This is a genomic window from Cupriavidus sp. GW821-FHT02F09, from assembly GCF_059421605.1.
Window position 1 is genome coordinate 25,079 of sequence record NZ_JBWKVH010000042.1, and the last position, 14,234, is coordinate 39,312.

11 protein-coding genes are annotated in these 14,234 nt (G+C 64.1%); 3 read left to right on the plus strand and 8 right to left on the minus strand.

Translation table 11 applies throughout. The features are described 5' to 3' along the window. Nucleotides 1-19 precede the first annotated feature (19 nt). From AC07XB_RS31450 to AC07XB_RS31485, 8 genes are all read right to left on the minus strand, one after another. Nucleotides 20-799 (minus strand): SDR family oxidoreductase, encoded by a 780-nt coding sequence (locus AC07XB_RS31450; protein ID WP_492831325.1) that lies wholly within the window; start codon nucleotides 797-799, stop codon nucleotides 20-22. 301 nt (nucleotides 800-1,100) lie between these two features. Further along, nucleotides 1,101-2,378: a CaiB/BaiF CoA transferase family protein gene (locus tag AC07XB_RS31455; RefSeq protein WP_492831326.1), complete on the minus strand. Its 1,278-nt coding sequence runs from the start codon at nucleotides 2,376-2,378 to the stop codon at nucleotides 1,101-1,103. 71 nt (nucleotides 2,379-2,449) lie between these two features. Next, nucleotides 2,450-4,084: a GMC family oxidoreductase gene (locus AC07XB_RS31460; RefSeq protein WP_493688134.1), complete on the minus strand. Its 1,635-nt coding sequence runs from the start codon at nucleotides 4,082-4,084 to the stop codon at nucleotides 2,450-2,452. Nucleotides 4,085-4,590: 506 nt separating this feature from the next. Next, nucleotides 4,591-5,145, minus strand: coding sequence for a carboxymuconolactone decarboxylase family protein (locus AC07XB_RS31465; RefSeq protein ID WP_492831328.1), 555 nt, complete (start codon nucleotides 5,143-5,145; stop codon nucleotides 4,591-4,593). Between the two features lie 54 nt (nucleotides 5,146-5,199). Next, nucleotides 5,200-5,826: a 3-isopropylmalate dehydratase small subunit gene (leuD, locus tag AC07XB_RS31470; protein ID WP_492831329.1), complete on the minus strand. Its 627-nt coding sequence runs from the start codon at nucleotides 5,824-5,826 to the stop codon at nucleotides 5,200-5,202. 1 nt (nucleotide 5,827) lies between these two features. Further along, the gene (leuC, locus tag AC07XB_RS31475) at nucleotides 5,828-7,225 is read right to left on the minus strand and encodes a 3-isopropylmalate dehydratase large subunit (protein ID WP_492831330.1); all 1,398 of its coding nucleotides are present in this window, start codon (nucleotides 7,223-7,225) and stop codon (nucleotides 5,828-5,830) included. A gap of 24 nt (nucleotides 7,226-7,249) precedes the next feature. Further along, complete coding sequence (locus tag AC07XB_RS31480) at nucleotides 7,250-8,206, minus strand: Bug family tripartite tricarboxylate transporter substrate binding protein (RefSeq protein WP_492831331.1); 957 nt, start codon at nucleotides 8,204-8,206, stop codon at nucleotides 7,250-7,252. A gap of 349 nt (nucleotides 8,207-8,555) precedes the next feature. Further along, nucleotides 8,556-10,235 (minus strand): sigma-54 interaction domain-containing protein, encoded by a 1,680-nt coding sequence (locus AC07XB_RS31485; protein WP_492831332.1) that lies wholly within the window; start codon nucleotides 10,233-10,235, stop codon nucleotides 8,556-8,558. 281 nt (nucleotides 10,236-10,516) lie between these two features. Between AC07XB_RS31485 and AC07XB_RS31490 the strand changes: the two genes are divergently transcribed. The 3 genes from AC07XB_RS31490 to AC07XB_RS31500 are packed head-to-tail and all read left to right on the plus strand — an operon-like array spanning nucleotide 10,517 to nucleotide 14,234. Beyond that, nucleotides 10,517-11,746, plus strand: coding sequence for a CaiB/BaiF CoA transferase family protein (locus AC07XB_RS31490; RefSeq protein WP_492831333.1), 1,230 nt, complete (start codon nucleotides 10,517-10,519; stop codon nucleotides 11,744-11,746). Between the two features lie 11 nt (nucleotides 11,747-11,757). Then, a complete protein-coding gene (locus AC07XB_RS31495) occupies nucleotides 11,758-12,537 on the plus strand; it encodes an enoyl-CoA hydratase-related protein (RefSeq protein ID WP_492831334.1) in 780 nt (259 codons plus the stop codon). A 17-nt stretch (nucleotides 12,538-12,554) separates the two neighbouring features. After that, nucleotides 12,555-14,234, plus strand: a complete 1,680-nt coding sequence (locus AC07XB_RS31500; RefSeq protein WP_492831335.1) for a class I adenylate-forming enzyme family protein — start codon at nucleotides 12,555-12,557, stop codon at nucleotides 14,232-14,234.

Sequence of the window (14,234 nt, forward strand, 5' to 3'; positions counted from 1 at the left end):
AGGCGGACCTGCGTGTATGTCATTCAGCGACGTACTTCAACCAACGTCCGCCGTCGACGATCAGATTCTCCCCAGTGACATAGCAAGCGAGGTCCGACGCGAGATACGCCGCGGCATTCGCGATATCCTGCTTGCGGCCAAAGCGACCCAGCGCGGTCTTCTTCGCTTCGAGCTCACCGCGTCCCGTCTCGATGTACATCCGGCGTACGCCTTCGGTGTCGCCGATCGGCCCCGGAGAAATCGTGTTCACGCGGATGCCGTCGCCACCCCACTCGACCGCCAGCGTCCGCGACAGAGAAAGAATGCCTCCCTTGGCCGCGGAGGCGTGCGCCGCGCCCGGCCAGCCAGTCACGCCCAGCATGGTGATGATGCTGATGATCGAGCCGCCGTGCGAGGAAGCCTTCAGATAGGGATATGCCGCATGGCAGCCGTGGAAGGTGCCGTTGAGATCAATGTCAATAACTGTCCGCCAACCGTTCGGCGAAAGCTCGGCGGTCGGGCAGACGAAGTTCCCGGCGGCGTTGTTCACCAGGATGTCGAGACCGCCGAACTGCTGCACGGTCGCTTCCACTGCTTGCTTGACCTCTTCGTAGTTGCGCACATCGGTCCGGCATGCCGCTGCCGCCCCGCCTTCGCGGTTGATTGCCTCCGCTGCGGCCTGCACGCTCTCCTCGGTGCGCCCCACCAGCATGACTTTTGCGCCCAGCCTCGCGTAAAGGTTGGCGATATCGAGTCCAAGGCCGCTGCCACCGCCGGTGATCAGCGCAACGCGGTCCTTCAATGTGTCGTCCTTATACATCAATCCCTCTCCATGGGTTCGTTGTGTCGTATAACGCCTTAACGCAAGCCGCATGCCAATACTCGCGCAGGTCCCTACGATGCCCCTCGGCTGGCGGGAAGTCGGCCATTCCGCGCGCCCCGCGCGGATTTCCGGCAGACACCTCGCGATGGAGTGTCCTTGCCGAACACCAACATGTGCGCGGCGACGACAACTCGAATGCACAGCGTGAGCGGTCATACCCCGCTCGATGAGCCGACGCCCAAAGTGGAAACGGCCTGGTGTCAACCAGGCCGTACGAAACTCCGAAGCCACACTGTCGCTAAGCTGGGGCGCTCGTTGCGAGGGCACCGAAGGCGCCGGCCTGCACGAGCTGCGCGATCCGTTCACGGTCGTAGCCGAGCCAGTCAGCCAGTACCTCGGTAGTGTGCTCGCCGACCTGTGGCGCCAATACCGGATCGGCCAGCGGCGTGCCGGAATAGCGGATCGGCAACGACACGTTGGGGACCCAGCCCAGTTCTGGATGCGGAATGCGCGTCACCATCCCGCGTTCGCGCGCCTCTGGTGAGCGCAACGCCTCGCCGACTGTGCGGACTTCCCCGCATGGCACGCCGGCCTCGCGCATGCGCGCCTTCCAGTGCTCCCACGGCTGCTGGGCAAATGCCTCGTCCAGCAGCGCGAATAATTCTCCGCGTCGAGCGATGCGTTCGCGCCCGGTGGCGTAAGCGGGATTGGCTGCGACTTCCGGAAGGTTCAGCACCTGCCTCATCAAGCGCTGAAAGATCTTGTCGTTGCCCGAGTTGATGAAGAAGGAACGGTCGCTCGACTTGAACACCCCTGACGGGCAGGTGTCTGGGCTCGTATTGCCGTGGCGGGATGGATCGACTCCGGTGAAGAGCTGCTGCATCGCCGCATAGCCCGTCATCAGGATCGCGCTATCCAGCAGGGCCACTTCTATCGCTTGGCCCTCACCGGTCCGCCCTCGCGCCACCAACGCGCCGAGGATGGCATTGCAGGCCAGCATCGCGGTGCTGATATCCATCACCGACGACATGGCGCGCACGCCCTCGCGGTCGGTGTAGCCATTCATCGACACGAAGCCGCTCTCGGCCTGTACGATGGGATCGAAGCCCAGCCGGTCGGAAAACGCACCGGTGCGACCATACGCCGACACCGAGCAGAAGATCAATGCGGGATTTCTTGCACGGCAGGCGTCGTAGTGCAGGCCCAGACGTTCCATCACGCCGGTCGAGAAGTTCTCGACCACCACGTCGGCCTTGGCGATCAACTCGCGCGCCACCGAGATGCCTTCCGCCGACTTCAGGTCGAGTGTGATGCTGCGCTTGTTGCGGTTGGTCCACACAAACGGAGCGCCGCCGCCCAGCGCAGGCTCGTACGGGGGGTACTGGCGGAAATCGTCACCTTTGCCAGGCGCCTCGATCTTGATCACCTCCGCGCCCATATCCGCCAGGATCATGGTGGCGAAGGGTCCGGCGATAAAATGCGTGAAATCCACGACCTTCAGGCCCTTCAGGGCGAGATCGGCGCCCGCGGGACGGGACTGGTGCTCGGGAAAGTCGGCTTCGAGTTTGCTGAACATGGGATGTCGATAGGAGTGTGTCATGCTGTGATGAGAAAATGCGCGGGGCAGGAGAGCCGCCGACGCGGTGATCATGCGGCGTGGCGCATCGCGATGGCATCGGCGCGGATCATGTCCGCACCCTTTTCGCCGATCATGATGGCGGCGGCATTGGTATTGCCGGAAGTAACGGTCGGCATCACCGAGGCATCGACCACCCGGAGCCGCGCCACGCCGTGCACGCGGAGGCGCGCGTCCACCACCGCCATCCGGTCATGGCCCATTTTGCAGGTTCCTGCGGGATGGAACGCACAATGCCCCTCGCGTCGCATGAAGTCGATCAGTTGGTCGTCGGTGATCAGGTCAGCTCCCGGTAGACGCTCCTTCACAACGCGCGAGGCCATTGGCTCGGTCGCAAGGATCGCGCGCAACCTGCGCAGGCCGGCCAGAGTCGCCTGCACATCCTCCTCTTCGCCAAGGTAGTTCGGCGCAAAGGCCGGTGCCTCCATTGGGTCTGCGGAGCGCAGCAGCACCTCGCCGCGCGAGGCCGGGCGCACTCGGTACACCGAGGCGCCGATTGCGTGATAGCTGTCGACCTGTACCTCGCCGGCATCGCGGTAGGTGAACGTCATCGGCCGAAAGCTGATCTCGACATCGGCGTAGTCCAGATCCGGCCGGCTCTTGACGAATGCCGCCGCCGCCGATGATGGCAGTGCGAGATAGCCGCCCCGGGTCATCAGGTAGCGAAAGCCCTGCCAGTACTTGCGCCAGCCGTTGAGCGCGTGGTTGTAGGAACTCTGCGGCGTGCACAGCGCCTGCATGCGCACCGTGAAATGGTCCTGGAGGTTGCGACCCACGCCCGGCGCGTGCACGACGGTGTCGATACCGTAGCGTTGCAATGCGTCGCCATTGCCAACGCCGGATAGCATCAGCAGGTGCGGCGAGGCTAGTGCGCCGCCGCATAGGATCACTTCCCGATCTGCGTGGTAACGGCGGATAGCGCCATCCTGCTGCACTTCGACCCCGGTGGCTTCGCGGTCGTCCCCGAAGAGCACCCGGCGCACATGAACGCCAGTCCGGACAGACAGATTCGCGCGCCCACGTACTGGCGCGATGAAGGCGTCGTAGGCGGATTGCCGAATGCCGGCGCGGATGGTAGCCTGCAGGATCCCGGCGCCTTGACGCTCGATGCCGGTGAAATCGTCGATGCGGGGGAGGCCCGTACGGCGTGCCGCCTCGACGAAATCGCGCGCCGACGGATGCGTGACCGCTAGGTCGCTGACCGCGAGGGGACCATCACCGCCGTGATACGGGCCGGCACCGCGCGCGTTGTTCTCCGACCGCTTGAAGTACGGCAGCACATCATCCCAGGTCCAGCCTGGATTGCCAAGGCTGGACCAGTGATCGTAGTCGCCTCTGTTACCTCGGTGGTACACCATGCCGTTGATCGCGCTGCTGCCGCCTAGCGTCTTGCCGCGCGGCCAGTAGAGTCGCCGATTGCACAGTGTCGGGACCGGGTTGGTGTGGAAGCACCAGTTGTATCGGTCGGACTTGAACAGCTTGGCCATCCCGGCCGGCGTACGGATCCAGAAGTCGTTGGCAGGTGGACCGGCCTCCAGCAGCAGTACGCGGCAACCGGCCTGTTCGGACAGCCGGCTGGCGACGACGCAGCCGGCCGAACCCGCACCAACCACGATGTAGTCGAAACGTTCCCTTGATGGACTCACGACGGGCTTTTCCACGCAAACATGCCTCCTTATCGGCCGCGAGGGCGCGGCCAGTTAATTGTTCTTGGTGTGATAGGTATATGCATGCTTTAAAGCAATGCGCATGCCTGGCTACCTGGAGGTCGTTCAGTGGGCCGCGTTGGCTGGTGCGCCGGGGGGCCGCCGTTCGACGCGATGCCGACACAATGGCGGGTGTTCCCGAGATGTGTTCGTGAAGTGTGTTCCGCAAAGACAATTGTGTGCGCCGGTGACAGTCCGGAGATTGCTGTAGCAACGGGCTGGCACCACTCGGGAAAAGTATGGATGCGGACGCAGAGGCGGCGAGGCCAGGACCAGAGACCGGATCGGGATCAGGATCAGGATCAGGATCAGGATCGGGATCGGGATCGGGATCGGGATCGGGATCGGGATCGGGATCGGGAGGCAATCATCCATGGATGGACGCCGTGCCGTGGAATTGCCGTACCGCCTGACAGGCGGTACGTTGGCGCACAGAAGTGGCGCCGTTACTTGCCTTCGCGGAAAGCCGGATAGAGATTCACATAGCCCTGCTCCATCCGCTGCTTGGCGCGCTTGGCGGCATGTTCGCGGGACATCGGCTTGAAGCCGTACCCCGAAACGAGCCGCGACATAAAGGCCGCGCGGGCGGTCACGGCGATGGCATCGTGCAGGGCCTGCTCGTCCCAGCCAGCCTCGAATACCGCATCGGCATCGGCCTGGTACATCTCGTTGGGCGTCAGCGACAGCTTGCGCGCGTAGGCAAGCAGCGGCTTCAGGCGGGCTTCGACGGGCGCGGTATCCGGATTCTCGAGCAGGCGATCGACCAGACCCTGATCAATGCCCCAGGCGTAGGCCACTTCGGAGTGCGCGACGTACACCATTTTGCAGCCAACGACACCGGCCGCATAGGCGAAGATCAGCTCGCGCTCGCCCTGGCTCAGCGGCGAGGGACCGTTCATCAACGCTTGGCTCATGACCGACCATGGACCGTAGATCTCCGGATACTTGTTGTAGACGATGGGAGGACCGGCATCGGCCGGAAGGGACTTGAAGAAAGACATAGGAATCAATCCTTTTTCTCTAAAAATGGAATCTGGACCCGATACAAAGCACAATCAATGCCCGACGTCCGCGCGCTCAAACAGCCAGTCGAATTTCCGGCGGTAAGCCTGCTCGAACGCGGTGATCGCAGCATCGTGCTGCATCGTGAAGCCGATGTCGTCGAGCCCTTCGAGCAGGCAGTGCTTGCGAAAGGCATCGATCTGGAAGGAATAGAGGGCGCCATCCGGGCCGGTGACGGTCTGTCGGGGCAGATCCACGCGAAGGGATGCGCCGGGCCGGGCATGCAGTTGCTGTCGCAGCTTCGCGCAGACATCGGCTTCGAGTCGCACCGGCAAGAGCCCTCTCTTGAGCGAGTTGAGATAGAAGATGTCACCGAAGTCAGCGGCAATCACGCAGCGGATGCCGTAGTCGATCAGGCCCCACGGCGCCTGCTCGCGGCTTGATCCGCTGCCGAAATTGCGATCGCCCACCAGGATGCGCGCGCGGCGGTACGGCGTCTGATTTAGCACGAACTCCGGAACTTCGCTGCCATCCTCGCGAAATCGCATATCGCGAAACAGGAAGTCCTGATAGCCCTGCTGCCAGGGTCGGCGCAGGAAGCGCGCGGGCAAAATCTGATCCGTATCGGCGGGCAGGTCCAGCGGAGCAGCAACGCCTTCAAGTATCTCGAATCGTTCCATCTCAAGCTCCAAGCGTGCGTACGTCGGTGATGCGCCCTGTGAGTGCGGCGGCCGCGGCCATTGCGGGGCTAAGCAGATGCGTCCTGCTGCCCTTGCCCTGCCGCCCGACGAAATTGCGGTTGGACGTCGACGCGCACCGCTTGCCGGGTCCGACCACATCGCCGTTCATGCCCACGCACATTGAGCATCCCGATGCGCCCCAGGTACAGCCCGCGTCACGGAAGATGCGATCAAGACCTTCGGCTTCCGCGGCCAGCTTCACTTGCGTCGAGCCGGGCACGACCAGCGTCGGGACCGCCGCGCGCCGCCCTCGCAGAACCTTGGACGCTGCCCGCAGGTCCTCCAGGCGCGCGTTGGTGCAGGATCCAATAAAGACCTGGTCGATCTCGATATCGGTTAGCGCCGTACCAGGTGCCAGACCCATGTAATCGAGCGCCCGTTGCATGTCGGCACGGCGCTGCGAATCAGGCTGCAACGCCGGATCGGGCACACGTCCGTCGACCGGCAGCGCGTCGGCGGGACTGTTGCCCCATGTCACCATCGGCGCCAGCGTGCTGGCATCGAGCGAGACTTCTCTATCGAACGCCGCGTCGACATCCGACGGCAGCGAGCGCCAGTATTGAAGCGCGTTGTCCCACTGCGCACCCCGGGGCGCGAAGGGGCGGCCCTGCAGATAGGCGTAGGTGGTGTCGTCCGGGGCTACCATGCCAGCCCGCGCGCCGGCGTCGATCGACATATTGCAGACAGTCAGGCGCTCCTCGATCGACATCGCCCGCACCGTCGAGCCCGCGTATTCAATCACGTGTCCGGTGGCGCCGTTGATGCCGATCTTCGCGATGATTGCCAGGATCACGTCCTTGGCGGTCACGCCGGCGGGCAAAGCGCCGCCGACCGAGATGCGCATGGTCCTCGCGCGACGCTGCCAGGTGGTCTGCGTTGCGAGCACGTGCATGATGTCGCTGGTGCCGAGCCCAAACGCAAGCGCCCCAAGCGCACCGTGGGTCGATGTGTGGGAGTCTCCGCAGACCAGCAGCATGCCGGGCTGCGTCAGGCCCTGCTCCGGCCCGACCACATGCACGATGCCCTGGCGCGGGTCGCCAAGCGGAAAATGGACAATGCCGAATCTCTCGGTATTCCGCGACAGCAGGTCCACGGCGCGCCGCTGCTCAGGATCGGCAATGGCAGCGAGATCGGCGCGCTGCGTCGACACGCCGTGATCGGGCATGCCGAACACTTGGTCGGGCCTACGCACGCCCAGCCCCCGTCCCTCCAGGAAGTCGAAGGCGTGCAGTGAACCGTCCTGCACAAAGTGGCGCGCCACGTGCAGCAGCGTCTGGCCATCCTCGCGCTGCAGGATGGCGTGTGCGTCCCAGATCTTCTCGTATAGCGTCTTGCTCATCTCGGCTCTTCAGTTCGCGTCGGTTCAATCGGCAATGATGTTGGCATCCTTGATCAGCTTGCGGAATTTGTCCTCGTCGGCGCGCAGCACTGCAGCGAACTGCTCGGGCGTGCGCACCGGCGAGATTTCCTGGCCCGCGGCGTCCAGACGCCGGATGATGTCGTGGTCCGCGCGGGCGAAGGCCATCGCTGCCGCCAGCCGGGATTTCGCCGCAGCCGGGATCCCGGCCGGCCCGACCAGGCCAACCCAGATCTCAAACGTCGCATCCGGATAGCCCAGCTCGCGGAATGTCGGGACGTCGGGAAACTTCGGCGAGCGCTGGTTCGAACTGATCGCCAACGGACGCAAGGTACCGCTCTTAAGCAATTCCGCCGTCGAGGTCGCGCCACCCATCACGAAGCTCACCCGGCCGCCGACGGCGTCCGGAAGCGCGGCGCCGATGCCCTTGTACGGCACGTGCGTGAACGAGACTCCTGCCTGCCGCGCGAGCAGCTCCACCGGAAGGTGATTAGTGGTGCCAATGCCCGCCGAGCCGTAGCTGACTTGCCCTGGGCTCTTGCGCGCAGCGGCGATCAGTTCCGCGAGTGTCTTGTACGGCCCCATGCCGCGCGTCACCAGCAGGGACGGTGAGCGAACCATTTCGCCGATCGCGGTGAAGTCGTTGACCGCATAGCCGGCGCGAGGATTGACATGCGGCACCGTCACTAGCGTGTTAGCGGCGGCCAGCAGCGTATAGCCGTCGGCCGGCGCCTTCATCACTTGCCGGATCGCCAGCAGCGAGCTGGCACCGGAAACGTTCTCGACCACGACCGGTTGCTTGAGGAACACCGACATCTTCTCGGCGTAATATCGGGTGCTCTGGTCGACCAATGTACCCGCGACGGTACCGACGACGATGCGGATCTGACGGGTTGGAAATGCGGTGTCCTGCGCCAACGCGGGTACGTGCAACAGTACCGACGCCGGCGCGATGCCGGCCACGCAAAGAAGAATTCTGCGGCGCTTCATGGGGATGGTATCTCCTGTCATGCATTGGCGATCGCTGCGCGTCTGCGGCGAAACGTGGCCCGTCGCTCGTGCATGCATCTGGATCGGGGCTCCCTTCGCGGGCCCACCTTTCATCACGCTCGAGTCTACACAACGGCACAGTAGCGATCGGTCGGAATTTCTAACCATTGCGACCATGCGGCGCATCGACCCATCCGCCGCGCGAGGATGCCGGACGCCCGCCGCGTAAACCCCCAATGGCGCGGCAAGGCGATGCAGAAACGCGAGACCGACACGCTGAAGGGACCAGGCGGCGCAGGTGCCGCCGCTTCCGATACCGCGCTTACAGTTCGCTGATCACGTCGCCGCGCTTGGCGGAGATTTCCTTGAGGCGCTTGTACAGATAGGACCGCGAAATGCCGAGCTCCTCGGCCACCCGCTTCTTGTTCCCGCGTGTGCGCTCCATCGCTTCCATGATCAAGTCGGACTCGACGCGATCTTTGGCGTCGCGGACATCCGAGGAATTGTAAGGGTCGCGCCGCATGGTCCCCGCCGCATTGCCACGCTCGAGCAAACTATCCGCGCTCTCGAGATTGCCGAAGCTCTCGATGCTGAGCGCGGGTCCGTCGCAGAAGATCGCGGCGCGCTCGATCGCATGCTGCAACTGGCGGATATTGCCCGGCCACGCGCGCGACTGCAGGAAACGGATCGCCGCGTCGGAGATGCCCTTTTTCTGTAGTCCTTGTCGATGCGCGAAAGCCTCGAGGAAGGTGCCCGCCAGCTCCGGAATATCCTCGAGCCGGTCGCGCAGCGGCGGCAGGCGCAGGGTCACCGCGCTGATGCGGTAGAACAGGTCGAGGCGGAAGGTGCTCTCGGCGATCATCTCTCCGAAATCGCGGTTACTTGCCGAGATCAGGCGGAAATCCGACTGCCGGGCCTTATCGCCACCCACTCGTTCGAATAGGCCGTCCTGCAGCACACGTAACAGCTTGACCTGGATATCGAGCGGCATGTCGCCAATCTCATCCAGGAACAGGCTACCGGTGTCGGCCGCCTCGAACTTTCCCTTCCGGCCCTTCTTGTCGGCGCCGGTGAAGGCGCCAGCCTCGTAGCCGAACAGCTCGCTCTCCACCAGGTTGGCCGGCATGGCTGCGGAGTTCACTACCACCAGCGGCTTGTCGTTACGCGGACTCAGCATGTGGATCGCGTGCGCGACCAGCTCCTTGCCGGTACCGCTTTCTCCCACCAACAGCACGGGAACATCGAGCGGGGCGACCCGGATGATGTCTTCCTTCAGTCGCCTGACCGCCTCGCTGTTGCCGACGATCTGATCCAATCCGTACTTACGGTTGCGAATGCCAGACAGCTCTCGTCGGTAGAAATCGAGCTCCTTTTTTACGCGGGTCAGTTCGTCGGTCATCTGGCGGATGACCTCCGGGCCCTTGAACATCACCTGGCCAATCGCCGCAACGACCCGCTGGTTCCGATCGAAAATAGGGATGCGCGACACGATGCGCGTCACTCCTTTCATCTCCAGCAGCTGAGCGACCTGCGCCTTCCCTGACGCCACGCATTCATGCAACCGAGTGTTTTCAATAACCTCGGTGACGTGGCGTCCAATCGCCTCGCCATGCTTCAGCCCGAAGAAACGCTCATGGACCGGGCTCATATACGCGATCTTGCCGGCCGGGTCGACGACCACCATGGCGCGGTAGGGATCCGTGATGAAGTGCCGGAGGATGTCCTCGGCCGAGTCCACGCTAGCGAGGAACTCGTTGAGGTCATCCGATTCGCCCGCCTCGAAAATCAGGAAACACACACCGTCCGTATTGTGCACCGCAGCAATGGTCAAGGGCTGCTCGAGATCCGCTATTGCCCAGAGGCGCCGAAGCGGCACCCGACCGCGATTGCGCCACGCCGCAGAAAGCGAACGGACCACGAACACGTCCTTCCCAAGCCCGCTTGCGAACCGAGTCTGGCCTTCCTCGTCAAGCACGAGGATTCCTTTTGTCTCTCTCTTCATCACCGTCTCTACTATGCCCCCTATCTGACTTCTAGTGTATTCGATGCGGACACTGCGCTGTATTCGAAAAACGCAATTCACCTCCCGAGAACAGAGCGAGCCGTGTCCCTCGCACGCCTGCCACGCCGCCCGGAAAGCCCTCCAAATCGCCGTGGAAGCCAGCCTGGAGGCCAAGCCCGCGCGGGCTTTGTGATTCCGTGACGCACATCCTGTGCCAGCGGCACGAGGTAGTGGCATGACGCTTGCAGTAATGGAGCACCTACCCACCCAGGCAGCAATGCATGACCATACTGAGCAAATTGCCCAAGCAGCCCCTGTCCGCCGGCCTTGAACTTCTGAAGGGCGTCAGCGTTCTGGATCTGACAACATCCGTTGCCGGGCCCTACGGCACGCTGCTGCTCGCCGACCTCGGCGCAGAAATTGTCAAGGTCGAACGGCCCTCGACTGGTGACGACACCCGCGCATGGGGCCCGCCGTTCCTCGACGGCGAATCGCTGTGGTTTCTCGCCGTCAACCGAAACAAGTCCAGCATTACCATCGACCTGACCCGACCGGAGGGCCGGCGCGTTCTCGACGAACTGGTCAAGGTCTCCGACGTGGTCGTGGTGAACACCAGTGCCGCGGTGCAGGTCAAGCTCGGCGTCGACTACGCCAGGCTGAGCGCGATCCATCCTGGGCTAATCCATGTCTCCATCACCGGCTTTGGCTTGCAGGGCCCGCGTGCGGAACTGCCCTGCTACGACCTAATCGCCGAGGGCTACGCCGGCATTATGGATCTGACCGGAGAGGCATCCAACGGTCCACAGAAGATCGGCACCCCGGCCTCTGACCTGTTGGCCGGCCAGGACGCGGCGATGGCCACCCTCGCTGCGCTCTACGACCGGCAACGGACCGGAAAGGGCTGCCAGATCGATATCTCGATGGTCGCCAGTTCGGTCCGCTTCATGGCGCCGCGGATCGTGCCCTACCTCGGATCCGGCGAGATGCCGCGCCGCTCGGGCGGACGCGACTCGGTGATCGCCATCTATCAGGTTTTCGATACCGCGGACCACCCGCTGACGCTGGGCCTTGGCAATGATGCCATTTGGAAGCGTTTCTGGAACGCGGTCGGCAACCCGGAGTTGGGCGCGCAGGCCGAACTCGACACCAACGCGAAGCGGCGTAACGCACGCGAACGGATCGTCGCGGCCATCGCCGACATCCTGCTTGGCCGCACGCGGGCGGAATGGCTCGCGCTGTTCGCCGCGCACCGGATCCCGGCCGGGCCGATCAACACGATCGAGCAACTCGTCGCCGATCCCGTGCTGCGCGCGGACGGTCTGATCTTCTCCATCGACGGGCCGCACGGCCCCGTCCCGCAGGTCGGCCTCGGGATCCGCTTCGACGGGCGGACCGACACTGCACGCATGCCACCTCCCACGCTCGGTCAGCACTCCGAGCGAATACTCAGCCAACGTCTGTCGATGTCACCCACCTGCATCGCTGGACTGACGGATTCGGAAATCGTTTGAAAGGAAAAGACATGACATACGAAGAGATTCTCTACGAAGAAGACGGCCCCATCGGCACCATCACGCTGAACCGGCCCGACGACGGCAACATGTTCACCGAGCGCATGTGCCACGAGATCCGCGACTGCATCAACGCCATCCGCCGTGAAACCCGCACGCGCGTGATCGTCATTACCGGCGCCGGCGACAAGTTCTTCTGCACAGGTGGCCGCAAGGACGGCATGCAGGACACCACCCTCTACGCCGGCGTGCTGCCGACGCTCGAGATGTACGAGAGTATCGATCGCCTCCAGAAGCCGGTGATCGCGTCGGTCAATGGCTTCGCCGTCGGCGGCGGCAACGTGCTGCAGGTGGTGTGCGACCTGACCATTGCCAAGGAGTCGGCCATCTTCCGCCAAGTGGGCCCGATGGTCGGCAGCTTCGATGCAGGGTACGGCACCTGGTACCTGGAGGACTTGGTCGGCAAGAAGCGTGCGAAGGACATCTGGTACCGCAACCCGAAGATCAGCGCGCAGGAGGCTTTGGAAATGGGGCTGATCAACAAGGTGGTGCCGGACGACGAGCTGAAGTCCGCCACCCGCGCCTACGCGCTGGAGGTCGCCGAGCGTGGCGCCTTCGCCCTAGCTTCGCTGAAGAGCGCATTCAATGCGCGCCATGGCGGCGTCTCCGGACTGTCGCGGATGGCGCACGACCTGCTGCTGCGCGGCTACCTCGACAGCCAGGAACACGACGAACTCGCTGCTGCGTTCGCTGAGCGCCGCAAGCCCGACGCCGGGAAGTTCGGGCACTGAACCGGTGAGCCACTGCCATGCAAAACATACTGACGCTTCACAATCCACAGAATGCCAGGGACTACTACCTCTCCGGCATCTGGCAACAGGACACCCTGTACACCCTGGCCCGGCGGCACGCGCGCGAGCGACCGAGCGCTTGTGCCCTGCGCGACGCCGATGTCCGCCTGAGCTGGCGCGAGGTCGTTGACTGGGTCGACAGCGTGGCCGAGGACCTGCACCGCAAGGGCCTGAAGCCGGGTGACCGGGTCGGCGTCTGGCTGCCGAACATCGTGCACACGGTGATCGTGTTCCTGGCGTGCTCACGCAACGGCTATGTCTGCTGCCCTTCCCTGCACCAGAACTACACAGTCGACGAGATCTGCACGCTGCTGAACCGGATCCAGTGCCGCGCCCTGTTTGCGATGCCGGGGTACGGCGCCGACGCAGACCAGCACTCCATCTTCGAGCGGGTGCGCGATATGCCCACGCTATGCGCAGTCTACGCGCTAGGCAATGCGGACAAGGCCCAGGCAACCGCAGCAGGCGCCGGGGTCTTTCCCGGCCGGCAGCCCCCGGCGGCGCTCGCCGTGCCCGACCTGAACCCCGACAAGATCGTCTACCTGGCGTTTACGTCGGGCACCACGGGCCAGCCGAAGGGCGTCATGCACAGCGACAATACGCTGCTGGCGAACGGACGGGCCATGGTAGCCGACTGGGGGCACACGGCAGACACCATCGTGCTGACGCTCAGCCCGATGAGCCACCACATTGCCACCGTGGCGATCGAGCAGATGCTGGTCGTCGGGATGGAGTTGGTGATGACGAACCTGCGTCGCGGCGCGCACGCAATCGACTGGATCGTCGACACCGGAGCCACCTATGTGATGGGTGTCCCGACCCATGCCATGGATATCCTGCAGGCCATCCGCGAGCGCGGCACGACCTCGCTGGGGGAGGTGCGGACCTTCTACATGGCCGGCGCTGCGATCCCGCGTGACGTGGCGGAGAAGTTCGTCAGCCTCGGCGTGACCCCGCAGAACGTCTACGGCATGACCGAGAACGGCTCGCACAACTACACCGTTCCCGCCGATACGCCGGACGCCATCGTCGCGACATGCGGCCACGCCTGCCGCGGCTACGAAGTGCGCATCTGGAAGCAGGGCAATCCCGACGAGGAGGCCGAGATCGGCGAGGTTGGCGAGATTGGAGGCCGCGGCGGCACCTTGATGCTCGGCTACTTTAGCAACCAGGTTGCCACCGAGAGCTCGTTCAACGTGCACGGCTGGTTCATGAGCGGCGACCTCGGGATCATGGACCAGAACGGCTGCCTGATCATCGTCGGCCGCAAGAAGGACCTGATCATCCGCGGCGGCCACAACATCCACCCCGCGCACATCGAGGAACTGGCGATGCGACACCGGGCGGTGGAGCGCGCGGCGGCCTTCGCTGTGCCCGACGACAGGCTCGGCGAGAAGGTGTGCCTGTCGGTGATTCCGCGCGCCGGTCAGCACGTCGATCCGCAGGACATGTTGTCCCATCTCGCCACCTGCGGCCTCTCCAAGTACGACATGCCCGAGTACTTCATCGGCATGGAAGCCTTCCCGCTCACCGCCAGCGGAAAGATCCTCAAGCGCGAACTCGTCGAGATGGCGCGACTGGGCAAGATTTCGCCGGTCGCGGTCCGTTACAAGGCGGGCGCACAGTCGGGAGCCTGA

What these genes read in the sequence shown, in the direction of transcription:
- AC07XB_RS31450 (WP_492831325.1), bottom strand. Translation starts at nt 799, where the DNA reads ATGTATAAGGACGACACATTGAAGGACCGCGTTGCGCTGATCACCGGC.
- AC07XB_RS31455 (WP_492831326.1), bottom strand. Translation starts at nt 2,378, where the DNA reads ATGTTCAGCAAACTCGAAGCCGACTTTCCCGAGCACCAGTCCCGTCCC.
- AC07XB_RS31465 (WP_492831328.1), bottom strand. Translation starts at nt 5,145, where the DNA reads ATGTCTTTCTTCAAGTCCCTTCCGGCCGATGCCGGTCCTCCCATCGTC.
- leuD (WP_492831329.1), bottom strand. Translation starts at nt 5,826, where the DNA reads ATGGAACGATTCGAGATACTTGAAGGCGTTGCTGCTCCGCTGGACCTG.
- leuC (WP_492831330.1), bottom strand. Translation starts at nt 7,225, where the DNA reads ATGAGCAAGACGCTATACGAGAAGATCTGGGACGCACACGCCATCCTG.
- AC07XB_RS31485 (WP_492831332.1), bottom strand. Translation starts at nt 10,235, where the DNA reads ATGAAGAGAGAGACAAAAGGAATCCTCGTGCTTGACGAGGAAGGCCAG.
- AC07XB_RS31490 (WP_492831333.1), top strand. Translation starts at nt 10,517, where the DNA reads ATGACCATACTGAGCAAATTGCCCAAGCAGCCCCTGTCCGCCGGCCTT.
- AC07XB_RS31495 (WP_492831334.1), top strand. Translation starts at nt 11,758, where the DNA reads ATGACATACGAAGAGATTCTCTACGAAGAAGACGGCCCCATCGGCACC.
- AC07XB_RS31500 (WP_492831335.1), top strand. Translation starts at nt 12,555, where the DNA reads ATGCAAAACATACTGACGCTTCACAATCCACAGAATGCCAGGGACTAC.